This is a genomic window from Telluria sp. ZT3P26 (assembly GCF_059686035.1).
This window is the reverse complement of the sequence record NZ_JCASII010000002.1, coordinates 24,107-49,090: the sequence shown is the minus strand read 5'-3', so window position 1 is coordinate 49,090 and position 24,984 is coordinate 24,107. Positions and strand designations below refer to the sequence as shown.

The window sequence follows — 24,984 nt, the reverse complement described above, 5'->3', positions numbered from 1 at the left end:
GGACAGACAGGGCAGATACAGGAGCACCTGCCGCCTGATCCGGCCCGGTTCTCCAGCCAACGTGCCGGCAGCCGCCCCCGAATCCCGAACCATGAAAGGCGGTATCATTTGACGATCTCATTGACCGCCCATTCACCATGCTGCATACGCCTGCTTCCTTCACACCACTGTTTGCCCCGCACCCTGATCCGGCCCCATTGAACTTCCTGTTCCACAAGGGACAACTGCTGGTGCGTGAAGACGGGCCGACGCTGCCCGATGCCGCCGTCCTCGAACAGATCGGCGTCCTGCGCGAATATCTTCAGCCGCTCGGCCTGCTCGATGGGCGCTATTGCCAGACCGGCTGGCTCGATGCTGAACCGCTGCTGCCCGCAGGGTATGCCTGGCGTGGTCTGCGCGCGCTGTTTGGCGTGATGGATGAATCGCTGGTGGGCGTGGCCGGTCGCGCTGCCCAGGTCGCGGAATGGGCGCGCACCCACCGCTACTGCGGCGTGTGCGGCAGCGGCACGGTGCTGGCCACCGGCGAGCGCTGCTTCAAGTGCCTCCAGTGCGGCCACATGGCCTATCCGCGCATCTCGCCGGCCATGATGGTGTTGATCCGCAAGGGTGATCAGGTGCTGCTGGCCAAGCACGTGCTGCACGCAACGCAGCGCTTCGTGCCGCTGGCAGGGTTCCTGGAAGCGGGCGAGTCGATCGAAGAATGCATCGCGCGCGAAGTGCTCGAAGAAGTCGGCCTGCGCGTGCACAATCCGCGCTACTTCGCCAGTCAGTCATGGCCCTTTCCGCATTCACTGATGCTGGCCTTCACGGCCGATTATCTGGACGGCGACATCCGCGTGGACACGGCTGAAATCGCCGAGGCGCGCTGGTTCGGCCCCGGGGACGAGTGGCCGGAACGGGTGCCGCAGATGTCGATCTCGAGCGTGCTGATCGACGCACACCGGCCGCCCGGCACGTAACGCCTGACGTGGCGCTACGGCGCCGCTGGACCGGCATGATGCACCATGGCCTGCCCGACCTGCACCGGGGCCGGCTTGGTACCGGTGCTGCGCAGGTTGATTGCGCGCTGCAGGATGTCGAACCATAACGGGGCGCCAAAGAGTGTCGTGCTGGCCGTGATCAGCCAGCCGGCAACCTGCAGCGCGAATGCGGCATCTAGGACCGGCGGAAAGCTGTCCCAGCCGATCGGCAGCGTCGCCAGATCGCTCACCAGCCGCGCGTCGAGCGCGGCAGGCACGGCGCCGATGCCGGCAGCCAGGGCCGGATGCCGCCACAGCGTCTGGAACAGGTGGATGCTGTCGATATTGAGCAGGATTGCCAGCAGCAGCGCCAGCAGGAACGACACCAGCAGCTGGCGCCGCTTGTAGGCACCCGACAGGCGCGCCATCGTGCTGTCGAACCAGCCGCCGAGCGCCGTCTGGAAGCGCTGCACGTCGCCGCCGGCTTGCACGTACAGCGTGTTCAGCGTGCGCCGCAATTGCGGATCGGGCACGGCGGCGATGGCGGCATCGAGCGCGGCGCCGCCCGCGCGGATGGCGTCGATCAGGGCAAGCGCGAAGTTGGCCGGTTCGATGTAGGATGGGCCGGGATGGCGTGGCGGATTTGCGTCGGTGAGGTCGTCATGCGCACTGATCAAGAGGTGCGCATAGACCGCGCGCGCCGTGCCGGTGAATTGCGGGTCGCGCAGCATGCGCTGGATGCAGTCGCGCAGCATGCCGGCACGCAGGCCGAACGCGGCCGACAATGCCTCTTGCAAGGTGGTGACCGTCAGCGCCAGGGACCCGTAGCAGAATGCCATGCCGATGACGACTTCCATGACCGTGCTGCCGAACATGACGCTCTCCCCGAGTGGTGGCCGTGTTCAACGTTATGAGATATGTCGCATGCAGGGGATGATTTATCGCAAGAATAGGGCTGCCCCGACCGGGGCCAGACGTTTTCTATATACTGGCGGCAATCGTTATTTTAGGGTGCACCATGTCTGACAAAGAAGCTTTCACCGAACACGACTGGCGTCGTCTGCTGACATCGCTGGGCGAGAATCCGGACCGTCCCGGCCTGATCGAAACGCCTGCGCGCGTGACCAAGGCCTGGAAACACTGGACTTCGGGCTACCAACAGAGCCCGGTGGAAGTGCTCAAGGCATTCGAAGATGGCGCCGAAGAATACAACGAGCTGATCGTCGTGCGTGGCATCCCGGTCTACAGCCATTGCGAGCACCACTTGGCGCCGTTCTTCGGCAAGGCCACCGTTGGCTACCTGCCGAACGGCAAAATCGTCGGCCTGTCGAAGCTGACCCGCCTGGTCGATATCTTTTCCAAGCGCCTGCAGGTGCAGGAACGCATGACGATGCAGATCGCCAACGCGCTGATGGAAGTGCTGGAACCGAAGGCAGTGGGCGTGGTCATCAAGTGCCGCCACCTGTGCATGGAAAGCCGTGGCATCCGCGCCATCGGCGAAGAAACCATCACGTCGACCCTGCTGGGCGAGTTGCAGCCGAACCTGGCGCTGCGCACCGAGTTCCTGGCGCTGGCGCGAGACTAGCTTCGTTCAATAAAATTGGGTAGACTGTAAATACAGCGAGGGAACCTGTTCCAGATCCAGGCCTCCAAGCTGTTTTGGAGGTCACCATGGACCGAGCTGTCTACCCCAGCGATATTCCCCGCGAACACTTCGAGGGCGTGCGCGCCATGCTTGAAGCGGCGCGCCGCAAGACACGACCGCGCAAGCATGATCTGTACGACGTGTTCTGCGCCGTCCTGTACTTTTTGCACAACGGCGCCACCTGGCGCGCGATGCCGCCGGATTTCCCGCCGTGGCGCACGGTGCACGAGTATTTCACGCAGTGGACCATGCAGCGCGAGAACGGCCAGTCGCTGCTCGAAAACGTGCTTGAAAAATCAGGCCGCGAACTCGAGCTGACGCGCTTGCGCGCGTTGATGTACCGCTACTGAGTGCTTACTCCCTGGCGGCTTCCGGCTTCTCGAAACTGAGCTTGTTGTCGCTGTCCAGCGTGAAGATGCCCAGTGGCAGGCCGGTGACCGCATCCGCATCGGGCGCCTTCAGTTCACTGCAGGTCGTGGTGTCGATCTGCCAGGCCTGGTCGTCTGCGCGCAGCGTATAAACGTTGTTGCCGTTGCCGAACAGTTCGACCTGCAAGTCGGCCAGCCACACGGAGCCCAGCTCGTACTGGCGCTGGCAATCCGGCAGGCGCGACATGACGACGCGCAGCGTGCCTTCTTTCGTCCAGAAATTGTCCTTCTCCACCTTCAGCGTGATCGCGTGATCGGTATTCAGGTCGATCACGTACGTCGACGTCTCGATGAAGCAGCCGCTCAGCAGCAGCGGAGCCAGGAAGATGAGTGGAAGGCGCATGGAAGGTCCGTTGTTCATTGATGCAGTTGCTGCCGAGTATAGCAACTGGCCTATGCGTGCGGGCAATTCCGTGGCGGGCACACGCCTATCCTGCGAGCGACAGCAAATCTGCCGGTGTCCCGAACTCGCGCTCCGGCGCCACGCGGCGCAGCGATTCAATCGACGCATAGCCCCAGCCGACCGCCCCGAATGCGATCCCGGCCCGGCGCGCGGCGTCGCCATCGGTGGTCTGGTCGCCGACATACAACGCCTGGACCGCCGGCACCGTGGCGCGGCGCACGACCTTGCGGATGCGCGCCGCCTTGCCGAAGATCGACATGCCGCATTCGTAGTGCCCCACCAGCGTTGCCAGTTCCGGTCCCAGCACGTCGCGCACATTGTCTTCGGCATTGGACGAGACCACCGCCAGCCGCACGCCATTGCGATCGAGCTCGCGCAGCGTGTGGGCGATGCCGTCGAACAGCGCGATGCGGCCGGTGGCGCCGCGCATGCGGTCGATGAACGAGCGCGAGGCGATCGGCAGCTTCCAGGCCGGCATGCCGACATGGCGCATGATGTCGCGCGGGCCGTAGTGGCGCAGCTGCTCGGCCTGCGCGGCATCGACGCGCCGGAAACCGTGCTGATCGGCGATCTCGTTGAACACGCTCATGAAGAAGGGCCACGAGTCGGCTAGCGTGCCATCGAAGTCGAAGATCGCCAGGCGATAGCTCATGCGCGGGCCAGTAAAGTGGAAGTCATGCGGCGATTATAGAGACCGCAGCGCCAGCACGTCGCCGTCAGCGCATCGCCTGCGTGCCGTCCGCCTGCAGCGACTGGCGCAGCCGCGTTGCATCGCGCCCCGGCGACATGCCGAAGAGCCGCGCGTACTCCCGTGAAAACTGCGAGCTGCTTTCGTAGCCCACCGCGTGGCCTGCGCTGGCCGCGTCGGTCGACCCGGCCAGCATCAGGCGCCGCGCCTCTTGCAGGCGCAGCTGCTTCTGGTACTGCAGCGGACTCATCGAGGTCACGGTCTTGAAGTGCTCGTGCAGCGTCGACGAACTCATGCCCACCTCGCCGGCCAGGCGCTCCACGCTCAGTGGCCGGTTGTAATGGTTCTTGATCCAGCAGATCGCCCGCGTCACCTGTGCCATGCGGCCGTCGCCGCGCGCGCAATGGCGCACCGTGTCGGCCTGCTCGCCCGTGAGCAGGCGGTAGTGGAATTCCTTCAGCAGCAGCGGCGCGAGCACCGCGATGTCGTGGGGCACATCGAGCAGGCGCACCAGGCGGCTGGCGACATCGAGCAGTGCAGGCGTGGTCTCGCTCAGGAACAGTCCGCGCGCCGGGGGCGTGCCGCGCGCGGCCGGGCGCGCCGGTAGTTCCAGCTCAAGCGTGGCGAGCAACTGCGCATCCAGATCGATCCGCAGGCACAGATAGGGTTCGTCCTCGGTCGCCAGCGTCACGCAACCGGTCACCGGCAGGTCGACCGACACCACGAGAAACTTGGCCGTGTCGTAGCGGTAGTCAGTGCCGCCCAGCGAGACCAGCTTGGCGCCCTGCGCGATGATGCACACCGCAGGCGTATGCAGGACGCGCAGCGGTTTGGTGGTCTGGCCGCTGCGGATCAGCCACATGCCCGGGACTGGGCTCTCGTGCAGGCCGTCGTCAGGGGCGTGCTGCGCAATCTGGGTGGCGAGGTCGCGGATCGCTTGCATGGGCAGTTTCTCGGGTCGGTGGACAACGTGCCATTAGACCACCGGTGGGGCGTGTGATGGTCCGGGAAGATTGCACGATCCTCCGGCAAGGCAGCCGCTGCCGACAATACTCACACGCAAGGCGTGCCGTTGACCAGCAGGCAGATAGTGGCCACTTGTGCGCGCTCGACATAATCGGCCCGTGGCACGCTGCTGGTGTCCGGGCATGTATTGCCAGTACCGTTGCAGGCCACGGCTTCGATCCGGTAAATGCGTTTGACCACCGGAGACGAGTTATTGCTGGCGTCAATCGTCTCGCCTTCGTTATAGGCGCGGAACGAGCAGCTGACACTGACCAGGAATCCGGCATCGGCACGAAAGTCATTGAGATGGTTGAACGGTCCCGCTGGCGCTGCATTGCTGGTTGATAGCGGGGCCTGGAAACAGCGCTGCGCCGGGTTGTTGAAGACCCATTCAATGCCGCCGCGCGCCGCCAGGCTGGCGCGCGCAGCCAGCAAGGCCTGGTTGACGGTGCTCTGCTGCGTATCGGTCAGCCGCAACAGCACGACCGCGATGCCGGCAATCACCACCAGAAAGATCACGGCAGCGATATAGGCGAAGCCCGCCTGGCGCCGGGGAGGGATGGGAGAGCGGCTCATGGCAGGTTGTCGATGTGGGTGCCGATCGTGAGCGGGACCGATTCACCGCGCTCGGTCAGCGTGAGCTGGAGCTGTACGAAGCCGCTGTCCTGGGTCGCGCCCTGGTTGGTGTAGACGACGAAGCTGCAGGCCGATACCCGAGTGGCCACGATGGCCGATGTGCCGGCCGGCGCAGTGCACGTCGTTGCGCCAAACGTATTGCGGGAAAAGCGTCGCAGCGTGCCGTTGCCGCTGCCGGTCGCTTGATCGATGCCCTGCGTACAAAGGTAAGTAACGACGCGCTCGTCTCTTGGCACGACCAGGAAGCGGCCGCCATCGTACCCTTGGGGAATCTGGATCGGGGCATTCAGCGCGATGCGGCTGATGCCGGCCTGCGCATTCGGCGATGGGCCAGCCGCGGTGCTGACCGTGCCGACATTAGATCCGTTGTACACATCGTCCGGACTGCGATTGCCGATCACGATCGCATCGCCTGGCGTAGGCATGGCATTGAGCGGCGTGAGCACATCGAACGCTGCACCGGCTTCGGCATCGTTGATATGGGCGTCGTCGGGGTTGACTGTGTCGGGGCCCATCCGGTAACGGCCGCCATCGCGGGTCGGCACGAGGTCCAGGCATTGCGGATTATTCAGGCGCAGCGAATTGGGTACGGCGGCGCGCACCTCGGTGGTCATCCTGCGCAGCGCGGTGTCAGCCTGACTCGTCAGGCCTGCGCGCTGGCTGACCAAGAGGTAACTCTGGATGGCCGGGGCCAGCTGCATCGTGAGCACGCCGCCGATGATGCCGATCAGGACGATGACCAGGATCAGCTCGACCAGCGAGAAGCCGCCATCGCGCTGCACGCCCCGGCGCATGGAATGGCGCATGGAATGGCTCATGGACGCGTCCTCCAGCCGACCAGACGCAGATCCTCGGCACCGGGCGCGCGCACGGTGACCTGGACGCGCAGGGCATCGGCAGCGGCCACGCCGGTCATGCCCTGCTGGCTGACCTGCACCTGTACGGTATAGCGTTCCAGGCCGGAGACAGGGTTGCCGTTGACATTGGTGATGGCGACAGGCCCGTACCCGTTGTAGTCCATGAGGTCATTGAAAAACAGGCGGCCCGCCTGATTTTGTTGCGCGACGAACGGCTTTTGCATGACCTCTTCCATCATCGATTCGGCGATCGCCAGCATCTGCTGGGTAATCAGGGGATCGGTCGAGGCGATATTGGCACGGTTGTAGGCAGCCACGAGTCCCGCCAGGGCGGTGCCCACGATCACGATCGCAACGATCAGTTCGATCAGCGTGGTGCCTGCCATGCGTTTAATGGACATAGCCAGTGCCTCCGTCGAGCGTGATGGTGCGCCGGATGGCGTCAGCACCCTTGATGGCGATGTCGACCCTGCCCAGGCGTACGCCGTTGCCGTCATCGATGGTGCCATCCGGCCGGAACAGCAGCAGCGGGGGCGCGCTGTTCATGACAATGCCCGCCTCCTTGCTGTCGTACATGCCATCGGTGATGCCCTGCAGCTGCGCGTCGCAGGGTCCGTTACCGACGGCGGTACGCACGCGAAGCGTCAGCGTGGTTGCCGTCGTGGTCACGCATACCGTGCGGCGCCGCGCGACCGCACTTTTCTGGGCCATGCGCAGGGCACTGGCCACCTGGTCGCCATACAGGGCCGCGCCGGTCGTGCTGTCTCCCATCAGACGTGGGACTGCGAAGGCTGCCAGCACGCCGATCAGCACCATCACCGTGATCAGCTCAACCATCGTGAAACCCTGCTGGCGGCTCAATTGAACACCTGACGCACATGGATGATGCGACGCTCTTCAGCCGATTGCTCGCCGAAGGTCGCACGCGCCGACGGATCGGCGCAGCCCGTGGGCAGGCGCAGCCAGGCCAGCCGGGCGCCACTGCTCGTGGGATACGCGGCCTTGTTGCACGGCAGGGGCTGCGTATCGTTGCCCAGATTGATCGCCAGATCGATCCAGCCTGCCCGGTCACCCGTCAAGTCGACTTGCCCGCGGCCACTGGCCAGCGTAACTGCACTCTTCACTGCGACAATTGTCGGCGCCACGCCGCCCGTCATGTTGGGACGGGCCGCTTGCACGAACGCGCTGGCAGGAATCACGGTGAAGTCATCCTTCTGATTGAACAGCCAGCTTTTACCGGTCCAGTAATAGGCTTCAATGCGCATCGGTAGTGGCGTGTTGATGCGACCGAATGCATTGCCGATGCGCAGGCGACCACTGTGGACCGCTGGCCGTGCGTTTTCATACGTTCCCTTGCCATCGCCCGACGTGACCGATCCTGCGCTGTTGCCGGCCCTGAGCAGAATGCTGGCAGCGATCGGTGCCGTGGTTTTGGGCCCGTAGGCCGGTGTGGCCTGCGCGACGCCGTCCTTGAAGGCACTTGGGGGCACGGTGAAGTCTTTCAACTCGGCGCTGGCGTCCTGGATTGCCGCATAGTCAGTGGGATTGCGCACAGTGAGCGCTACCGTTTCGCTCAGGCCCAGATCGCCCGAATAATTGCTGGTGACACCCGCTTGCGCATTCATCGCTGCCACCCTGACAGGAATCGGCTCGCCGGCGTAATAGAACGTGCGCTTGCTGTTGGCGGCCTGGTAATCGACGACGTAATACTTGGGGATGAAAGGGCCGACGTTCGGCGTGCACTCGGGTTTGGCGCCACTGGTCCCAGTCACATCGACCTTGCTGCCCAAGAAATCGCTCAATGTCGCCTTCAGGTCCAGCGTGCCAACGTTACCCCACGCCAGCGTCGGTACAGCGACACCGCTGCCGAATTCCGTCCTGGCGCTGGTAAACAGGCCGGCGCTTCCCTTGCCCACGCAGGACACTGCAATGTCGGTGAGCGTGGCGCCCGCCACCAGCGCGCTTTGGTTGAAACTTGGTGTTGCGGCGCCGGCCTTGTTGACTGCGGTGACAGTGACCTGAAACTTGTCGCCCGCGCGAATGGGCGCGGATGGCAGCTTTGAAAAGCTGAAGGTGTAGGGCGCAACGGTCACGGTGGTGTCGCCCTGGGCGTCGTCGAACGACGCCAGCAGTTTGAGTTTGCCCACATCCTGGTAGGCCAGCGTCAGTTGCGCCTTGCCGTCGGCATCGAACTGGCTGCTGACGGTTTGGGCCGCACCGGTGGAACACGCCAGCGTGGCGGCGCGTTTGGTCGTGGTATCGGTCAGCAGCAAACCCTTGGTGTCGACACTGGTCGTGACATGCTGGCAGGCGTACGCGATATCCTTGCTGGTGTTTTTGAAGGCCGCCACGCACTGGCCGGTGGCAGGGTCGGGCGCGAGTGCCGTGACGATTGCGCCCGCGCTGTCACCGGCCTTGTGGTGGCTTGCGTCGATCCGGAAGCTCACGCCGCTGGCGAACGTCATCGCGCAGCTGGTGGTCTTGCTCGTGCTGTTGTAGCAGGTGGTGGCCGGTTTGGCACTACCTTGCGTCAGTTGCAGGGTGTCCGTGCCTGCCGTGTTGCGCGACACCTGCGCCAGCGTGGTGCCGGAGCTGTCGATGGTGGCCGCCACCGAACCCGGCGACAGCGTGATCTGCGCGCCGCCCTTGTACAAGGCGCTGCACGACTCGTTGGCGCAAGCCGTCACGGTCACGCTTTCCGGCGCACAGGTGCGGCCGCTGCCATCATGGGTGATCTGAAAGTGGTGCAAGGGTGCCGTCGCCGGCTTGGCCGACTCGCAGGTCGGCCCTTTCGCACTGTTGACCGGATTGCCGCTCTGGTTGTCCACGCAGTCGCACTCGCCGGGGCGCGTGCCCGATTTGCAGATGATCTTCTTGGCCACGCGGCCATTCCAGTCCAGCTTTGCAAAATCGACCGCTGCGTTGCCCGTGATGAGCGCGTCCGAGGCCTGCAGCGTCATCTGGCCGGTGTCGACGTTGCCGTCGATCGTGCTGCCCGAGCCCAGGAACAGGCTCGTGGACGCGTTGACGTCGCCCGTGATCCTGACCGGCGTGCCGATGGAGACCGTGGTGCCGGTGACGGGGCCGGTGATCGTCGTGTTCGATCCGATGGTGACCGGCCCGGTGGACACCAGCGTGCCGGTGATCTGCAACGTCGACCCGCTGCCCAGCACCAGCGACGCAGCGCTGATGTCGGCCTTGAAGGTCTGCACCTGGTTGCCTGCGGTGAAGGTTTTGGCAGAGCTGAAGGAACCACCGGTCACATTCAGGTTGCTGGGCGGAAGATCAGCGATGCTCAGGTTGCCCGTACTGGTCAGGCGGGCGGTGCCCGACATCGTCAGGCCCTGGTTATAGCCGAACGTGAAATCGGACCGCACGCTGACCGTGTAGCCCGAGTCGATGATGATCTTGTCGTCCGCTGCGATACCCGCACTGCTGGGGCAGGTGTACACCTTGCCCGACAACGAACAGCCGGGTATCGCCGCGCCGCCGAAGCGGTACGTCGCGCCGGCCTGGGCGGTGCCGGTCGCGAGCAGCAGGCTAATCAGGGCCAGCGCCGTGCGCACGATCAGCGGGAGCGGGAAGGTGAAATACACAAGGAAACCTGCATGAAACGGGATGAGCGAAAGTGTGCACTGGATTGCCGTGCGGCCACAATAGATTTTTCACTCAGGCAACCATTCGGCAGCTTTCCGCGCACCGGGTGCGTGCTATGGACAACGGTGTGTGGCTATCGTGCAAACAGTCTTACAATAGTTTCTATCTTATTAACGTTAGCGGACACCATGGCCCATATCCAACCAAGCGGCTGGCGCGAACTGTCCGTCACGGGCGCCGCCGCCCGCGAAATCGAGACGCTCGCCTACCTGGAGCAGCGCCTGGCCGACACGCCCTACGTGATCTATCACGGCGTGCACTGGACGAACGTCGAGCAGGGTTACTCGGTGTATGGCGACGTTGACTTCATCGTGCTCGCGCCGAACGGCCGCATCCTGGTCATCGAGCAGGTGGCCGGCTTTCTGAACGAGACGCCGGAAGGCCTGGTCAAGAGCTACCAGGGCAAGCCGCGCAAGGTCCGCACGCAGATCCTGGCCACGATCGAGGGCCTGGCCAAGCGTTTCCAGGGAAAGCTGTCGATCGACTACCTGCTGTACTGTCCCGACTACATCGTGCGCGACCAGCCGCTGGCCGGCATCGACGCCGACCACATCATCGACGCATCGAACAAACCCAAGCTGGCGCGCGTGATCCGCGAGGCGCTGCCCATCACCGAGCGCACCGACGACTTCGACAAGGTCACGCGCTTTCTGGGCGACACGCTGAACCTGCGGCCCGATCCGAGCGCCATGATCGGCAATGCCGACGCGATGGTTACGAGGCTCTCGGGCGGCCTGGCCACCTGGGCGCGACGGCTCGACTTCTCGCCATTCCGGCTGCACGTGATCGGCACCGCCGGCAGCGGCAAGACCCAGCTGGCGCTGGCCGAATACAGCGCCGCCATCGACGCCGGCCTGCGTCCGCTGTACGTCTGCTTCAACCGGCCGCTGGCCGACCACATCGAACGGCTGGTCCCGGCCGGCGGGCGGGTGGCGACCTTCCACATGCTGTCGGACGCCTGGCTGCGCGCGCAGGACATCACGCCCGATTACGCGGCGGCCGACGTCTGGGAAAAGATCGAAGCATCGATGGCCGACGCTACCTTGCCCGAGACCTGGCAATTCGACGTCGTGATCGTCGACGAGGGCCAGGATTTTTCGGTGGCGTGGCGCGACATCGTGCTGCGCATGCTGAAAGAGGGCGGGCGCGCGATCTGGATGGAAGACCCGGACCAGAACCTGTACGGCCGCGGGATGGTGCCGCTGCCGGGTTGGGTGACGCTGCACTCGCATGTCAATTACCGCAGCCCGCGCCAGATCGTCGACATGCTCACGTCCATCGGCGCATCGCACCAGCCGGTGGAGGCAGGCAGCCCGTTCAAGGGCGCCGACATCGAAGAGCTGACCTATCCCGAAGGCGACGTCGAAGCGATGCTGGCGCAGACGCGGCGCGCCGTGACGTCATGCCTGGCGGCCGGCTTCGGGCGCCAGGACATCGCGATCTGCGCGTTTCGCGGCCGCGAAAAGTCGGCGATTTTGCAGCTTGATCGCCTGAGCGATGCGCACTCGCTGCGTTCGTTTACAGGAGAGTATGACTTGTTCGGCACGCCGGTGTTCCGCGAAGGCGGGCTGCTGGCCGAATCGGTGTATCGCTTCAAGGGGCAGTCGGCGCCGGCGCTGATTTTCACTGAGATCGATTTCGAGGCGCTCGACGAGCAGACGCTGCGCAAGCTGTTCGTGGGGATGACGCGCGCACGGCTCAAGCTCGTGCTGGTGATGAGCGAGCGTGCGTCGTTGCAGATTGTGGATCGGATGAGTGGGCGGTGAATCACCTTGGGTTGTGGTGGCGGTGGGCTCACCTTGGGTCCCCGCCTGCGCGGGGACGACGTGGTTGGTGAGGGGGCGTCAGCCTGAACACCGTCGCTCCCGCGAAGGCGGGAGCCCAAGTGACATCGTTACGCCGCCAATGCGTCCGAATTCGGCTCGGCACTCACCACATGGCGGTTCACCGCCGACAACACCGACTTGAACGACGCCGTCACGATATTGCTGTCGATGCCGACACCGAACAACGTCGGCCCGTTCCCCACCCGCAGCTCGACGTAGCACGCCGCACGTGCATCGGCGCCCGAGCCGATCGCATGCTCGTGGTAATCCATCAGGCGAATCTCCAGCCCCAGCGCGGTGACGAATGCATCGATCGGCCCATTGCCGCGGCCCGAGAACACCTGCGGCGCATGGTGGCGCGCCACGTCGACTTCGAGCTGCACGTCATGCGCGCTGTCTTCGGTCATGCGGTGCGCGAGGTAGTGATACGGCTCTTGCTGATCCAGGTACTCGCGCGCAAACAGCGCGTGCAAATCGGCCGGGTTGATTTCGCGACCGCTCTCGTCGGCCTGGCGCTGCACGACGCGCGAGAACTCGATCTGCAGACGGCGCGGCAGTTGCAGGCCGTATTCCTGCTCGAGCAGGTACGCCATACCGCCTTTGCCCGACTGGCTGTTGACGCGGATGACCGCATCGTAGCTGCGCCCCAGGTCGGCCGGATCGATCGGCAGGTACGGCACTTCCCAGATGGCGTCGGCCTGCTGCTTCGCAAAACCCTTCTTGATCGCATCCTGGTGCGAACCCGAGAACGCCGTGAACACCAGGTCGCCCGCATACGGATGGCGCGGATGCACCGGCAGCTGGTTGCAATCCTCGACCAGCTGGCGCACGGCGTCGATGTCCGAGAAGTCCAGGCCCGGGTGCACGCCCTGCGTGTACAAATTCATCGCCAGTGTGACGAGATCGACGTTACCGGTGCGCTCGCCGTTACCGAACAGGCAGCCCTCGACGCGGTCGGCGCCAGCCATCACCGCCAGTTCGGCGGCGGCAACGGCGGTGCCGCGGTCGTTGTGCGGGTGGACGCTGATGACGAGCGACTCGCGGTTGTTCAGGTTACGGCACATCCACTCGATCTGGTCGGCGTAGACGTTCGGCGTGGCCGCTTCGACGGTCGACGGCAGGTTGACGATCATCTTGTTCTGCGGCGTCGGCTGCCAGACGGCGCTGACCGCATCGGTAATCTGCTTCGAGAAATCCAGCTCGGTCGTCGAGAACGATTCCGGCGAATACTCCAGGCCCCACTGGGTCTGCGGATGCTGGGACGTCAGGTCCTTGATCAGCTGCGTGCCCTTGACCGCGATCTGCACGATCTCGTCGCGCTCCATATTGAACACCACGCGGCGGAACACCGGCGCGACCGAGTTGTAGACGTGGACGATCGCGCGCTTGGCGCCGACGGCCGATTCGACGGTGCGGCGGATCAGCTCATCGCGCGACTGGGTCAGCACGATGATGGTGACGTCGTCCGGGATGTGCTTGTCGTCGACGAGCATGCGCACGAAATCGAAGTCGGTCTGCGAGGCGGACGGGAAGCCCACCTCGATTTCCTTGATGCCGATCTTGACCAGCATCTTGAAGAAACGCAGCTTCTTCTCCGGACTCATCGGCTCGATCAATGCCTGGTTACCGTCGCGCAGGTCGGTGCTCATCCAGATCGGCGGCGTGGTGATGGTGCGGCTAGGCCACTGGCGGTCTGCCAGGTCGATGGCAGGGAAGGGACGGTACTTGGCGGCGGGATTGGTCAACATGATCGGGTGCTCCTGATTGGTTTGGTCACTGGGCGGCGCGGATGCGCCTGAGGGTGGCGGAGGCTGCCGGGCGGGCCACGAAACGCGAGGCCCGGCAACCGGTCGGTAGGTTTAGCGCCAGTGCAAACTGGACGCAAGCGCTCGCCGCCAGGATGGACCCGGTGAGGAAAAACGATGAAGCGAAAATTGGCGTGGTAGACATCTGCGACTTTCCTGCTGCTGTGGGGACCGGCGTGTGCCGGGCGTACGGCCGAACGATCAGGCGCGTAGTAGCAGTGCAGCTGGCGATAGCGCGCCAGCGGCAGGGAGAGTGTTCGACAGATGCAGGGTGAAAGACATAATTTCGACTTTAAGGAACTGGGCGCCGTATGTCAAGCGGACAATGGGCGCCTGTGGAAAAGAAAGTACGGGAATTCCGGGTGGCATCCTTCTCTCATGCAAGCAAAAACGTCGTTCCCGCGAAGGCGGGAACCCAAGTACGTCGCCTGTCTCCGACACGCCGCAGGGGAATGCCCGGTGCAGTTTATGCACCAGCCATCACCGGCAGCATCACCGGGCATAAAGGCCCGTGATAGCATCGTTTGCGATTCTTTCTAAAGGTTTTGACAATGCGCTGCCCTGATAACGATGTGTCCCGTTCGCGCCTGAATCTGCTAGGCGCCTTTGGTTTGATGGCGCTGCTGGCCGGTTGCGGCGACGGCATCCCAAAGGATAAGGACAAGGACGATGACAAGCCGCCACCAGCACAAACGTCGGCGCTGTCGGTGTTCGCAGGCGATCCGACTGCCGACGGGACCATGGACGGTACCGGCACGGCGGCGCGCTTCAACAATCCGCACGGGCTGGCGATCGACAGCAGCGGCAACGTCTACGTGGCGGATCGCGGCAACTACGTCATCCGCAAGATCACGCCGGACGGTGTGGTGACCACGCTGGCCGGCGGCGCGGGGCAGAGCCGGCTGACCAACGGCGCTGCCGCCAATGCGCGCTTCGTCAATCCGGTTGCGTTGACGGTTGGGAGCGGCGGCACGGTGTATGTCGCGGATGACTTAAATATCCGCAGCATCACAACGGGTGGCCAGGTCGCGACGGTGACCACGATCCCGGTTGGCAGTAACGTCGCGGCAGCGAGCCGGCCTGACGTCACGCCAGGGGCGATTGCCGTCGACGCCAACAACAATCTCTACATCACCAACAACTACGGCACGCGCCGCTTTGCCATCGGTGCGGGAGGGACGGGGATTCTGGAAGGGCAGAACACGGTGGGCGACATGTTCGGCACGCGCACGCTGGCACCGCGCGGGGTGGCGGTGGACAGCAGCAATGTCGTGTACTTGTTCGATCTCGAGCGTGAGATCAGTCGCTGGAATCCAACGGCAAATTTTGGGTCGGACAATCTGTTTACGATTGCTGGTGCGCCGAACGTTCGCGGCGCGGTGAACGGCACCGGCAACGCGGCGCGCTTCGAGCAGGTGTTGGCGCTGACGGTTGATCCTCAGGGCAATCTGTATACGGCCGATGCGGTGAATAATCTGGTGCGCAAGATTACGCCGGCGGGTGTGGTGACGACGGTGGCGGGGACGACACGGGCGACGACATTACGGGTTGGGGATTTGCCGGGGAGCCTGGGCGATGTTCGCGGCATCGTTACGGACGGCAAAGGTCTGCTGTATGTGACGTCGGGGAATGCGGTGGTCAAGATTCGGCTGCGGTAAGCGGCACGTCAGCGATAGGGAGGTTAATGGAAACGTTTGTCCTCGTCCCTGTTCTTCTCTTGCTCTCCTTCTCGCCCATTTTTGCAGCGGAAAAGCTGCCAAACGATGTCAGGCAGTTCATTGCACAACGCGACGCGTGCGATCACTTTCGTGGCGAGTTCCCCGATCCTGAAGAGGCCGAGCGAATGCGCGAAGTCACTGGCCAGATCGAGAAACGCTGTCGCGGTACCGATCGGCGACTGCGCTCCCTCAAAAAGAAATATGGCAGCGATGCCAAGGTGAAAAAACGGCTGAACGTGTACGACGGACAAATCGAGCCGCGAGACAATCAGCCTAAGCTGGCACGTTAATCCAACGCCGGCACCTCAAAGATCAGCCGGATTGCCGTCCAAGTCGTGAACGACGTCTGATCGCTGAAGGCAAATTAAACAGGATGGCCGGTTAGACGGCCAGCCATCCCGAATACTGACCGCTCAAGCCGGCATCATGACAGCCTGAGTACCATACACAATCATCCGACCACCATGCTGGCGCTGCCACGCAGCAGCCGTAGGCTGGTCTGCAAACCAGACATGCTCATGGTCGCCGAACGCGCCGAGGTCGAGCCGGAAGCGATCCAGAATCTCGCTCGGGCGACGATCGATATCGCGTTTGCAGGCATCCCAACTCGCATAGCCAAGTTCTGCTGCCAGCGTGCGAAACATATGCTTGAGCTGTAGATTGGCGCGACCATGGTAAAGCTCGGTCAGTCGTGGCATCGGAAACGCGCGCGCCGTGTGGACACGGCGGACGATAGGGAGTGCCTTGCTGGGTTGGTCCGAGTGCGCGCTTCGCAACATGCCACGGGCGTGGCGGCGCAAAAAGTCTGTGTTGGTGTCGAGCGGGATTTGTTGCTGAGTTTGGGGGCGCATGCCTGATCCTATTCACATGGTGTTGCCGCTCTCGCTACGGCGACTGTGATTGAACAGGTATGACTCCTGAAACGGGTTTTTCCTGGGCAGGTGCGTTGGCTTTCGCGAGAGCTGGGCGGCCTGCACTGCCCAGCGTCAATACTAGCACGGGTGGTACGCCATGTAACGGTGCTCCAATGAAAAAGGGCCAACCGAATGGTTAGCCCTTTCTGAACGATCGTTCAAGTAACCATCTTAAACGTCGATATTCCCCGCCCGCAGTGCATTCGCCTCAATAAAGTTCCGACGCGGCTCCACGTCATCCCCCATCAACGTCGTAAAGATCTGATCCGCCGCGATCGCATCATCGATCTGCACCTTCAGCAGACGACGCACGGTCGGATCCATCGTGGTTTCCCACAGCTGCGACGGATTCATCTCGCCCAGCCCTTTATAACGCTGCTTCGACACGCCGCGTTCGGCTTCTTCACGCAGCCACAGCATCGCTGCGTGGAAGTCGCGCACGGCGAATTCCTTCATGCGCTCGCCTTCGCCGCGGCGCACGATCGCGCCTTCGCCCATCAGGCCCTGGAACGTGGCTGCCGAGTTGGCCAGCACTGCGTAATCGGCGCCCGCCACGAAGTCGGCATCGATCGACGTCACCTGCACGTTGCCGTGGTAGATGCGTTCGATGCGCAGCGCGTGCTTTTCGGACAGGTCGTCCGAGCGCACCTTGACCTTGACGGCCGGGTCGTTGATCGATTTTTCCATCGCCTGCGCCGATGCTTCGGCGTTCTCGAGCGTGGTCAGGTCCAGTGCCACGCCGCCGCTGAAGATCGCGGTCAGCGCTGCCCGGTCGATCACGCGCGTCAGGCGCATCATGATGGTGTTGGCCAGGTTGTACTGGCGTGCCAGTTCGCCCAGTGCTTCGCCACTGATCGGCTCGGCGCCATCGCGCGGGATGAGCGACGCGGTATTGAGCGCGAACGTCATCATGTAGCTGGCTTCTTCGATGTCGTCCTTCAGATAACGCTCGTCGCGGCCGGCCTTGACCTTGTACAGCGGCGGTTGCGCGATGTAGATGTGGCCGCGCTCGACCAGCTGCGGCATCTGGCGGTAGAACAGTGTCAGCAGCAGGGTGCGGATGTGGGCGCCGTCGACGTCTGCATCGGTCATGATGATGATGCGGTGGTAGCGCAATTTCTCGACGTTAAATTCGTCTGGGCCGATCGACGTGCCGAGCGTGGCGATCAGGGTCGTGATCTGCTCCGACGACAGCATCTTTTCAAAGCGCGCCTTTTCCACGTTCAGCACCTTGCCGCGCAGCGGCAGGATGGCCTGGAATTTACGGTCGCGGCCCTGCTTGGCCGAGCCGCCTGCCGAGTCACCCTCGACGATGTACAGTTCGGCCAGCGCCGGGTCGCGTTCCTGGCAGTCGGCCAGTTTCGACGACAGGCCCAGGCCGTCCATGACGCCCTTGCGGCGCGTCAGGTCGCGTGCCTTGCGCGCGGCTTCGCGGGCGCGGGCGGCTTCGACGATCTTGCCGCAGATGATCTTGGCGTCGTTCGGCTTTTCGGCCAGGAAGTCGGTCAGGGTCTTGGCGACGATCTCTTCGACCGGGCCGCGCACTTCGGACGACACCAGTTTATCCTTGGTCTGCGACGAGAATTTCGGTTCCGGCACTTTCACTGACAGCACGCAGGTCAGGCCTTCGCGCATGTCGTCGCCAGAGATTTCGACCTTGGCCTTCTTGGCGAATTCGTGTTCGTCGATGTACTTGTTGATCACGCGCGTCATCGCCGCGCGCAGACCCGTCAGGTGGCTGCCGCCGTCGCGCTGCGGGATGTTGTTGGTGAAGCACAGGACCTGCTCGTTGAACGCGTCGTTCCACTGCATCGAGACGTCGACCGAGATGTTCGTGTTCTGGTCCGACATGCGCTCGCCGGTCGCCTGGAAGACGGTCGGGTGCAGCACGTTCTTGGCCTTGTTGATGTACTCGACGAAGCCGCGCGTGCCGCCTTCGAACGCGAACATTTCTTCCTTGCCCGAGCGCTGGTCGGTCAGCTTGATGCTCACGCCATTGTTCAGGAATGACAGTTCGCGGATGCGCTTGGACAGGATTTCGTAGTGGAACTCGACGTGGTTGAAGATGGTCTCGTCGGCCCAGAAGTGCACGTCGGTGCCGCGCTTGTCGGTTTCGCCGATGACCTTGATCGGGGAGACTTCAATGCCGTTGACCATCGCCAGTTCGCGATTTTGCGGCACGCCGCGCACGAATTCCATTTGGTGCACTTTGCCGTCGCGGCGGATCGTCACGCGCAGCAGTTTTGACAGTGCATTCACGCACGACACGCCCACGCCGTGCAGGCCACCGGAGACTTTGTACGAGTTCTGGTCGAACTTGCCACCGGCGTGCAATTCGGTCAGGACGATCTCGGCCGCCGAGCGTTTTGGCTCGTGCTTGTCGTCCATTTTCAGGCCGACCGGGATGCCGCGGCCGTTGTCGGTGATCGAAATCGAATTGTCCGAGTGGATCGTGACGTGGATTTCGGTGCAATGGCCGGCCAGCGATTCGTCGATCGAGTTGTCCAGCACTTCGAACACCAGGTGGTGCAGGCCGGTGCCGTCGGACGTGTCGCCAATGTACATGCCCGGGCGCTTGCGCACCGCTTCCAGGCCTTCCAGGATCTGGATCGAGGAGGCGCCATAATCATCCACCGGGATGGTGGGGATATTTTCTGCTGGGGTATTCTCGGACATGGACTACTTTCTATAAAACGGGTGGATCCGGGACGGCGCAGGCTGCAACTTCTGGCCTGCGACCCCGGAACCGTCATTCCCGCGCAGGCGGGAATCCAAGTGTGCGTGAACGCCAGCGAACTTGGGTTCCCGCCTGCGCGGGAACGACGGGGTTGGGCTAACTTGTGACGCTAGGTCGCCGGTCAGCCAGCCTTCTTAAATACGCATCGGCATGACGACATACTTGAAGTCGCCGACCTCGGGAATCGAGATCAGCGCCGACGAGTTCGAGTCGCCCAGGGCGATGTTGACCTGGTCGCACTTCAGGTTGTTGAGCACGTCGAGCAGGTAGGTCACGTTGAAGCCGATGTCGATCGAATCGCCACCGTAGTCGATCTCGAGTTCTTCGACAGCTTCTTCCTGGTCGGCATTGGTCGAGCTGATCTTCATGACGCCCGGCTCGATGATGCAGCGCACGCCCTTGAACTTGTCGCTGGTCATGATCGCGGCGCGCTGCAGCGAACGCAGCAGTTCATCGCGGCTGATCGTGAAGTCGTTCTTGTAACCCTTCGGGATCACGCGCGTGTAGTCAGGGAACTTGCCCTCAACCAGCTTCGAGACCAGCTCGATGTCGGCGAAGGTCAGTTTGACTTGCGACGCAGCGATGTCCAGGCGGACTGTTTCATCGCTTTCTTCCAGCAGGCGCTGCAGTTCGATGATGGTCTTGCGCGGGATGATGACTTCCTGGCGCTCGAACTGCTGTTCGGTTTCCACCGAGCAGAAGGCCAGGCGGTGACCGTCGGTCGCCACGGCAATGATGTTGCTGCCGTCGAGCACCAGCAGCAGGCCGTTCAGGTAATAACGGATGTCCTGCTGCGCCATCGAGAAGTACACCATGTTGAACAGGTGCTTGAGCGTCTTTTGCGGCAGCGTGACCGATGCGTTGTACGTGTCGGCGATCGAGACGGTCGGGAACTCTTCGGCCGCGAGCGTCTGCAGCGCGAAGCGCGACTTGCCGCTCTGCACGGCCAGGCGCTTGTTTTGCAGCGTCATCGTGACGTCGCCCGATTCCGGCAACGCGCGCAGGATGTCGAGCAGCTTGCGCGCGGCAACCGTCGTACCGGCAACTTCGTCGCCGGCGCCGATATTGGCGTGCGTGGTGATCTGTACTTCGGTGTCGGTCGACAGGAACGACACGTTCTGGCCATCTTTGCGAATGAGGATATTGGCCAGAATCGGCATAGTGTGCCGACGCTCGACAATACCACTCACGATCTGCAGTGGCCGGAGAAGCGTATCTCGGGTGGATTTGACCAGTTGCATTTTATCCTCAGTACGTTTGATTGGTTAATTATTACTAAAACGATATTGTGCCATTGCCTGCGGCAAACACAAGGCGTCTGCCCGGCTGCTGCCGGATTACCCTTTCAGGGTCTGTTCCAGCACGTGCAACTCGTGATTGCATTCGGGATTCTTCTGGCGGTCGCCCGCGATCTTGCGCACGGCGTGCAACACCGTCGTGTGGTCGCGTCCGCCGAACAGCTCGCCGATTTCCGGCAAGCTCTTTTGCGTCAGTTCCTTCGCAAGGTACATGGCGATCTGGCGCGGGCGGGCGATGTTGGCCGGCCGGCGCTTTGAGTACATGTCCGCGACCTTGATGTTGAAGAAGTCAGCCACAGTCTTCTGGATGTTTTCCACCGAGATCTGGCGGTTCTGCACCGACAGCAGATCTTTCAGCGCTTCTTTGACGACGTCGATCGTGATGTCCTTGCCGTGGAAACGCGAGTACGCCAGGATCTTGCGCAGCGCGCCTTCGAGCTCGCGCACGTTCGAGCGCAGGTGTTTTGCGACGAAGAAGGCGACGTCGTCCGACAGCGTCACGTCTTCGGATTGCGCTTTCTTGAGCAGAATCGCGACGCGCATTTCCAGCTCCGGCGGCTCGATCGCCACCGTCAGGCCGGAATCGAAACGCGAGATCAGGCGGTCGTCCATGCCCGTGATCTCTTTCGGATAGGTATCCGACGTGATGATGATCTGTTTCTTCGCGGCGATCAGCGCCTCGAACGCATAGAAGAATTCTTCCTGCGTGCGGCTTTTGCCGCCAAAGAACTGAATATCATCGATCAACAGCATGTCGAGCGAGTGATAGTAGTGCTTGAAATCGTCGAAGCCCTTGCGTTGATAGGCGGTGACGACGTCGCGCACGTACTGCTCGGCGTGGATGTAGCGGATGCGCGCGTTCGGCTGGTCGGCCATGACCTGGTTGCCGATCGCATGGATCAGGTGAGTCTTACCCAGGCCGACGCCACCGTAGAAGAACAGCGGGTTGTACGACACGCCCGGGTTGTTCGCCACCTGGATCGCGGCGGCGCGCGCCAGCTGGTTGGCCTTACCGGTCACGAAGCTGTCGAAGGTCAGCTCGGTGTTGATGCGGCTTTGCTCGCGTTTCGGCGAGTTGGCGATGTTCAGGTTCTGGTTGTGGCTCGGGCCGTTGCCGCTGTTCGGGCTCGGGTGTTCAGCGCCGGGCGCCGGGCGCGGGGCGTTGAAGTCGACGGTCGCGGTCGAGCCGGACGCACCGGCGCTGACCGTGTTGCGCGACGGATGCGTTTTGGGGTCGAGCACGAACTGCACCTCGACCGGCGCTTCCCAGTACTGGGCTGCCAACTCCGTGATGCGGGTGGCAAACTGTGTCTTGACCCAGTCGAGCTTGAAGCGATTCGGCGCGGCCACGCGCAGCTTGCCGTCTTCGTAGTCGAGGGCGACCAGCGGTTTGATCCACGCGCTATATTGCTGTGGCGTGAGCTCGAGCTCTAGCTGCGCGGAACAGGTCTGCCAAAAATTTTCCATTACTTCGCTTGTTGATACGTAACACGCTATTTTACCCGCACCGGACAAAGTTATCCACAGGCGACGCACATATTTTCCACCGAAACGGTCTGTCGGGGCGCCCGGCAACCGGGCCGGGAAGGGCGAGAAAGGCGGCTTGCGAAACAACATCAACCTTGACACTGAGGCGCGAATTAGAGTCTAATTCAGGGTTCCCCGTCCGTGCACCGTGTCAGGCTGATAATTTCAGCGGCTGGTAGTCGGGCGAAGAGAGACCTGTGGCATGACGCGAGCTTAATCTGCGAAATTGTCATCGGCGCCGAATCTGACCCAAGTCAGACCCGATTTTGCATCTTATTTTGCTTTAAGCGAGACCACCATGAAACGTACTTACCAACCTTCCGTCGTCCGTCGCAAGCGCACGCACGGCTTCCGCGCACGTATGGCTACCCGTGGTGGCCGTCAAGTCCTGAACGCTCGCCGCGCCAAAGGCCGCAAGCGTCTGGCTGTCTAAGTCACACACCGCACGTTGCGGTCAGTGATGACAGGCGAAGGTTCGCACGACTTCGCGCGCGTTCGGCGCATCGTTAAAACGGATGAATTTTCATCCGTTTTTCGTTTGCGGCCAGCGCAAAAAACGGCGCATTTCGTGCTCTATACGCGACCGAACGCACTGCCGCATGCGCGGCTGGGCGTCGTTGCGGCCAAGCGCTTTGCGCCGCGCGCGGTCACGCGCAACACGATCAAGCGCATCACGCGCGAGCTGTTCCGCACCACCGGCCTGCCGCCTGTCGATTGCATCGTCCGCTTGTCGCGGCCGGTCAATGGCAAGGATGGCCCGGCCACGAACCGGGCCCTGAAGGCCGCGTTGAAGGTGGAACTGACGCGCCTGTTCGCGTCGCAGCTGCGGCGCCCGGCGCCGGTGGATGCGGCATGAAAGCGCTGCTCGTCTCGCTGTTTGTCGGGATCCTGCGCGGTTATCAACTGCTGATCTCGCCAATGCTCGGGCCGCGCTGCCGTTTCTATCCCAGTTGTTCCAATTATGCGATCGAAGCGTTGCGCGTCCACGGCGCTGCACGCGGCTCATGGCTGGCCGCGCGCCGCGTGGGCCGCTGCCATCCGTGGCACGCCGGCGGCCTCGACCCGGTGCCGCCTCACGGCGCCAAGGAATCCCATTCAGCCGCTTGCGGTTGCAACCACTCCTGAAGACTCCAATGGAATTCAATAAACGTACTGTCCTGTGGATCGTGTTCGCCATTTCCCTGATTGTTCTCTGGAACAATTGGATGGTGGCTAACGGCAAACAGTCGATGTTCTCGCCGGCGCGTCCGGCGCAGGTTGCCCAGCAAAAGACTTCCGATGTGCCGGCTGCACCGCAAGCGGGCAGCAATGCCGTGCCCGGTGTGCCGGCCACGGCAGGTGCCCCTGCTGTTCCTGGCGGCGCGCCAGTGGCGGCCGTCGCAAGCCCGGTCGTCACCGTGACCACCGACGTCGTCAAGGTCGACATCGACCCGGTCGGCGGCGTGATCAAGCGCCTCGAGATGCTCCAGTACCGCGATCACTTCGACAAGACCAAGAATCAGGTCCTGTTCAGCGTGAACGGTCCGAACGTGTATCTGGGCCAGACTGGCCTGATCGGCACCACCGCTGCTGGCGTGCTGCCGAACCACACCACGGCCTTCACCGTGCGTCCTGGCGTGCGTACGCTGGGCGCCAATGGCCAGGTGCAGGTCGTGATGGATGCGGAGCAGGGCGGTGTGCGCCTGACCAAGACGCTGACGTTCCGCAAGGGCGACTACCTGATCGGCGTGCGTCACGATGTGACCAATATCGGCACCGCGCCGGTCCAGCCATCGCTGTACCTGCAGCTGCAGCATGACGGCACCAAGCCGGCCACCGATTCGTGGTTCATGCCAAGCTACACCGGTCCGACGCTGTACACGAGCACCGACAAGTACCAGAAGCTGACCTTCGAGCAGATCGAAAAGGGCAGTGCGGATCACGCGCTGAAGGCCGACAACGGCTGGGTCGCGATCTCGCAGCACTTCTTCGTCTCGGCCTTCATTCCGGCTGACCGGGCGCCGCGCGACATCTTCACCAAGAAGATCGCCACCAACCTGTATGCGATCGGTACCGTGCAGTCGATGGGCACCGTGGCACCTGGCGCGACCGTGTCGGTTGACTCGCGCCTGTATTCGGGTCCGCAGGACGAGCGTACGCTGGAAACCATCACCCCGGGCCTCGAGCTGGTGAAGGACTATGGCATGCTGACCGTGATCGCCAAGCCGATCTTCTGGGTCATGACGCAGCTGCACGCGATGCTGGGCAACTGGGGCTGGACCATCGTCGCGCTGACCATCCTGATCAAGCTGGCGTTCTTCCCGCTGTCGGCGGCAGGTTATCGCAGCATGGCCAAGATGCGTGTGGTCACGCCAAAAATGCAGGCGATCCGTGAACGCTTTAAAAGCGATCCGGTCAAGATGCAGCAAGCCACGATGGAGCTGTACAAGACCGAGAAGATCAATCCGCTGGGCGGCTGCCTGCCGATCCTGGTGCAGATGCCGGTGTTCTTCGCGCTGTACTGGGTGCTGCAGGCGTCGGTCGAGATGCGCGGCGCACCATGGATCGGCTGGATCCAGGATCTGACGCAGCCTGACCCGTTCTACATCCTGCCGGTCATCTACGCGGTGTCGATGTTCATCACGACCAAGCTCAATCCGCAGCCGACCGATCCGGTGCAGGCCAAGATGATGCTGTTCATGCCGATCGCGTTCTCGGTGGTGTTCTTCTTCTTCCCGTCCGGCCTCGTGCTGTACTGGGTGGTCAACAACATCCTGTCGATCGCGCAGCAGTGGGTCATCACGCGCAAGTTCGAGACGGCCGCAGCGAAGTAAGCTGCCCTGGTCTTTGCGAAAAACCCGCGCCGTGTGCGCGGGTTTTTTTTTGCGTGTGCGGTGGACTT

General features: G+C 62.9%; 23 protein-coding genes and 1 pseudogene. 10 read left to right on the top strand and 14 right to left on the bottom strand.

Annotation, left to right across the window (positions count from 1 at the left end):
* Positions 1 to 137 precede the first annotated feature (137 nt).
* The gene (gene nudC / locus AC56LN_RS08090; RefSeq protein ID WP_499570831.1) at positions 138 to 959 is read left to right on the top strand and encodes an NAD(+) diphosphatase; all 822 of its coding nucleotides are present in this window, start codon (positions 138 to 140) and stop codon (positions 957 to 959) included.
* A 14-nt stretch (positions 960 to 973) separates the two neighbouring features.
* Here nudC and AC56LN_RS08085 read toward each other — a convergent pair whose 3' ends face one another.
* The gene (locus AC56LN_RS08085; RefSeq protein WP_499570830.1) at positions 974 to 1,834 is read right to left on the bottom strand and encodes a hypothetical protein; all 861 of its coding nucleotides are present in this window, start codon (positions 1,832 to 1,834) and stop codon (positions 974 to 976) included.
* A 143-nt stretch (positions 1,835 to 1,977) separates the two neighbouring features.
* Between AC56LN_RS08085 and folE the strand changes: the two genes are divergently transcribed.
* Positions 1,978 to 2,544, top strand: coding sequence for a GTP cyclohydrolase I FolE (gene folE, locus AC56LN_RS08080; RefSeq protein ID WP_482896576.1), 567 nt, complete (start codon positions 1,978 to 1,980; stop codon positions 2,542 to 2,544).
* Positions 2,545 to 2,630: 86 nt separating this feature from the next.
* Positions 2,631 to 2,906 (top strand): annotated as a pseudogene (locus tag AC56LN_RS08075) (transposase); the annotation flags it as partial.
* Between the two features lie 52 nt (positions 2,907 to 2,958).
* Here AC56LN_RS08075 and AC56LN_RS08070 read toward each other — a convergent pair.
* The 8 genes from AC56LN_RS08070 to AC56LN_RS08035 form a co-directional block, all read right to left on the bottom strand.
* Positions 2,959 to 3,375, bottom strand: a complete 417-nt coding sequence (locus AC56LN_RS08070; protein ID WP_482896575.1) for a hypothetical protein — start codon at positions 3,373 to 3,375, stop codon at positions 2,959 to 2,961.
* Positions 3,376 to 3,460: 85 nt separating this feature from the next.
* Entirely contained in the window at positions 3,461 to 4,087 is a 627-nt protein-coding gene (locus AC56LN_RS08065) for an HAD hydrolase-like protein (protein ID WP_499570829.1), read from the bottom strand.
* A gap of 64 nt (positions 4,088 to 4,151) precedes the next feature.
* Positions 4,152 to 5,066: an AraC family transcriptional regulator gene (locus AC56LN_RS08060; protein WP_499570828.1), complete on the bottom strand. Its 915-nt coding sequence runs from the start codon at positions 5,064 to 5,066 to the stop codon at positions 4,152 to 4,154.
* 110 nt (positions 5,067 to 5,176) lie between these two features.
* Positions 5,177 to 5,704: an MSHA biogenesis protein MshP gene (locus tag AC56LN_RS08055; RefSeq protein ID WP_499570827.1), complete on the bottom strand. Its 528-nt coding sequence runs from the start codon at positions 5,702 to 5,704 to the stop codon at positions 5,177 to 5,179.
* Complete coding sequence (locus AC56LN_RS08050; protein ID WP_499570826.1) at positions 5,701 to 6,582, bottom strand: prepilin-type N-terminal cleavage/methylation domain-containing protein; 882 nt, start codon at positions 6,580 to 6,582, stop codon at positions 5,701 to 5,703. Before AC56LN_RS08050 ends, AC56LN_RS08055 begins: the two co-directional genes overlap by 4 nt.
* Positions 6,579 to 7,022, bottom strand: coding sequence for a type IV pilus modification PilV family protein (locus AC56LN_RS08045; RefSeq protein ID WP_499570825.1), 444 nt, complete (start codon positions 7,020 to 7,022; stop codon positions 6,579 to 6,581). The genes AC56LN_RS08050 and AC56LN_RS08045 overlap by 4 nt, the downstream gene beginning before the upstream one ends.
* Entirely contained in the window at positions 7,012 to 7,482 is a 471-nt protein-coding gene (locus AC56LN_RS08040) for a pilus assembly FimT family protein (protein WP_499570824.1), read from the bottom strand. Before AC56LN_RS08040 ends, AC56LN_RS08045 begins: the two co-directional genes overlap by 11 nt.
* Complete coding sequence (locus AC56LN_RS08035) at positions 7,479 to 10,217, bottom strand: DUF6701 domain-containing protein (protein ID WP_499570823.1); 2,739 nt, start codon at positions 10,215 to 10,217, stop codon at positions 7,479 to 7,481. Before AC56LN_RS08035 ends, AC56LN_RS08040 begins: the two co-directional genes overlap by 4 nt.
* Positions 10,218 to 10,406: 189 nt before the next feature.
* Between AC56LN_RS08035 and AC56LN_RS08030 the strand changes: the two genes are divergently transcribed.
* The gene (locus tag AC56LN_RS08030) at positions 10,407 to 12,044 is read left to right on the top strand and encodes an ATP-binding domain-containing protein (RefSeq protein ID WP_499570822.1); all 1,638 of its coding nucleotides are present in this window, start codon (positions 10,407 to 10,409) and stop codon (positions 12,042 to 12,044) included.
* A gap of 128 nt (positions 12,045 to 12,172) precedes the next feature.
* Here the strand turns inward: AC56LN_RS08030 and leuA are convergent, their stop codons facing one another.
* Positions 12,173 to 13,855: a 2-isopropylmalate synthase gene (gene leuA, locus AC56LN_RS08025; protein WP_499571594.1), complete on the bottom strand. Its 1,683-nt coding sequence runs from the start codon at positions 13,853 to 13,855 to the stop codon at positions 12,173 to 12,175.
* Between the two features lie 605 nt (positions 13,856 to 14,460).
* Here leuA and AC56LN_RS08020 point away from each other — a divergent pair.
* On the top strand, positions 14,461 to 15,567 hold the full coding sequence (locus AC56LN_RS08020) for an NHL repeat-containing protein (RefSeq protein WP_499570821.1): 1,107 nt from the start codon (positions 14,461 to 14,463) through the stop codon (positions 15,565 to 15,567).
* A gap of 26 nt (positions 15,568 to 15,593) precedes the next feature.
* Positions 15,594 to 15,917 carry a hypothetical protein gene (locus tag AC56LN_RS08015; protein WP_499570820.1) on the top strand — a complete coding sequence of 108 codons (324 nt, stop codon included), beginning with the start codon at positions 15,594 to 15,596 and terminating at the stop codon, positions 15,915 to 15,917.
* Positions 15,918 to 16,040: 123 nt separating this feature from the next.
* On the opposite strand, the gene AC56LN_RS08010 is transcribed toward AC56LN_RS08015, so the two are convergent.
* The 4 genes from AC56LN_RS08010 to dnaA form a co-directional block, all read right to left on the bottom strand.
* Positions 16,041 to 16,478 carry a hypothetical protein gene (locus AC56LN_RS08010; RefSeq protein ID WP_499570819.1) on the bottom strand — a complete coding sequence of 146 codons (438 nt, stop codon included), beginning with the start codon at positions 16,476 to 16,478 and terminating at the stop codon, positions 16,041 to 16,043.
* Positions 16,479 to 16,712: 234 nt separating this feature from the next.
* Positions 16,713 to 19,217, bottom strand: coding sequence for a DNA topoisomerase (ATP-hydrolyzing) subunit B (gene gyrB / locus AC56LN_RS08005; protein WP_482896562.1), 2,505 nt, complete (start codon positions 19,215 to 19,217; stop codon positions 16,713 to 16,715).
* Between the two features lie 195 nt (positions 19,218 to 19,412).
* A complete protein-coding gene (gene dnaN, locus AC56LN_RS08000; protein WP_183555233.1) occupies positions 19,413 to 20,519 on the bottom strand; it encodes a DNA polymerase III subunit beta in 1,107 nt (368 codons plus the stop codon).
* Positions 20,520 to 20,615: 96 nt separating this feature from the next.
* Positions 20,616 to 22,043, bottom strand: a complete 1,428-nt coding sequence (gene dnaA, locus AC56LN_RS07995; protein WP_183555234.1) for a chromosomal replication initiator protein DnaA — start codon at positions 22,041 to 22,043, stop codon at positions 20,616 to 20,618.
* Positions 22,044 to 22,401: 358 nt separating this feature from the next.
* On the opposite strand from dnaA, the gene rpmH reads away from it, so the two are divergent.
* The 4 genes from rpmH to yidC are packed head-to-tail and all read left to right on the top strand — an operon-like array spanning position 22,402 to position 24,916.
* Positions 22,402 to 22,536, top strand: a complete 135-nt coding sequence (rpmH, locus tag AC56LN_RS07990; protein WP_040378179.1) for a 50S ribosomal protein L34 — start codon at positions 22,402 to 22,404, stop codon at positions 22,534 to 22,536.
* Positions 22,537 to 22,563: 27 nt separating this feature from the next.
* Entirely contained in the window at positions 22,564 to 22,959 is a 396-nt protein-coding gene (gene rnpA / locus AC56LN_RS07985; protein ID WP_258838052.1) for a ribonuclease P protein component, read from the top strand.
* On the top strand, positions 22,956 to 23,228 hold the full coding sequence (yidD, locus tag AC56LN_RS07980) for a membrane protein insertion efficiency factor YidD (RefSeq protein ID WP_183555235.1): 273 nt from the start codon (positions 22,956 to 22,958) through the stop codon (positions 23,226 to 23,228). The genes rnpA and yidD overlap by 4 nt, the downstream gene beginning before the upstream one ends.
* 8 nt (positions 23,229 to 23,236) lie before the next feature.
* Entirely contained in the window at positions 23,237 to 24,916 is a 1,680-nt protein-coding gene (gene yidC, locus AC56LN_RS07975) for a membrane protein insertase YidC (RefSeq protein WP_499570818.1), read from the top strand.
* Positions 24,917 to 24,984: the final 68 nt, after the last annotated feature.

Coding starts and splice junctions, on each gene's coding strand:
- nudC (WP_499570831.1), top strand. CDS start 138: ATGCTGCATACGCCTGCTTCCTTCACACCACTGTTTGCCCCGCACCCT.
- AC56LN_RS08085 (WP_499570830.1), bottom strand. CDS start 1,834: ATGTTCGGCAGCACGGTCATGGAAGTCGTCATCGGCATGGCATTCTGC.
- folE (WP_482896576.1), top strand. CDS start 1,978: ATGTCTGACAAAGAAGCTTTCACCGAACACGACTGGCGTCGTCTGCTG.
- AC56LN_RS08070 (WP_482896575.1), bottom strand. CDS start 3,375: ATGCGCCTTCCACTCATCTTCCTGGCTCCGCTGCTGCTGAGCGGCTGC.
- AC56LN_RS08065 (WP_499570829.1), bottom strand. CDS start 4,087: ATGAGCTATCGCCTGGCGATCTTCGACTTCGATGGCACGCTAGCCGAC.
- AC56LN_RS08060 (WP_499570828.1), bottom strand. CDS start 5,066: ATGCAAGCGATCCGCGACCTCGCCACCCAGATTGCGCAGCACGCCCCT.
- AC56LN_RS08055 (WP_499570827.1), bottom strand. CDS start 5,704: ATGAGCCGCTCTCCCATCCCTCCCCGGCGCCAGGCGGGCTTCGCCTAT.
- AC56LN_RS08050 (WP_499570826.1), bottom strand. CDS start 6,582: ATGAGCCATTCCATGCGCCATTCCATGCGCCGGGGCGTGCAGCGCGAT.
- AC56LN_RS08045 (WP_499570825.1), bottom strand. CDS start 7,022: ATGTCCATTAAACGCATGGCAGGCACCACGCTGATCGAACTGATCGTT.
- AC56LN_RS08030 (WP_499570822.1), top strand. CDS start 10,407: ATGGCCCATATCCAACCAAGCGGCTGGCGCGAACTGTCCGTCACGGGC.
- AC56LN_RS08020 (WP_499570821.1), top strand. CDS start 14,461: ATGCGCTGCCCTGATAACGATGTGTCCCGTTCGCGCCTGAATCTGCTA.
- AC56LN_RS08015 (WP_499570820.1), top strand. CDS start 15,594: ATGGAAACGTTTGTCCTCGTCCCTGTTCTTCTCTTGCTCTCCTTCTCG.
- AC56LN_RS08010 (WP_499570819.1), bottom strand. CDS start 16,478: ATGCGCCCCCAAACTCAGCAACAAATCCCGCTCGACACCAACACAGAC.
- gyrB (WP_482896562.1), bottom strand. CDS start 19,217: ATGTCCGAGAATACCCCAGCAGAAAATATCCCCACCATCCCGGTGGAT.
- dnaN (WP_183555233.1), bottom strand. CDS start 20,519: ATGCAACTGGTCAAATCCACCCGAGATACGCTTCTCCGGCCACTGCAG.
- dnaA (WP_183555234.1), bottom strand. CDS start 22,043: ATGGAAAATTTTTGGCAGACCTGTTCCGCGCAGCTAGAGCTCGAGCTC.
- rpmH (WP_040378179.1), top strand. CDS start 22,402: ATGAAACGTACTTACCAACCTTCCGTCGTCCGTCGCAAGCGCACGCAC.
- rnpA (WP_258838052.1), top strand. CDS start 22,564: ATGACAGGCGAAGGTTCGCACGACTTCGCGCGCGTTCGGCGCATCGTT.
- yidD (WP_183555235.1), top strand. CDS start 22,956: ATGAAAGCGCTGCTCGTCTCGCTGTTTGTCGGGATCCTGCGCGGTTAT.
- yidC (WP_499570818.1), top strand. CDS start 23,237: ATGGAATTCAATAAACGTACTGTCCTGTGGATCGTGTTCGCCATTTCC.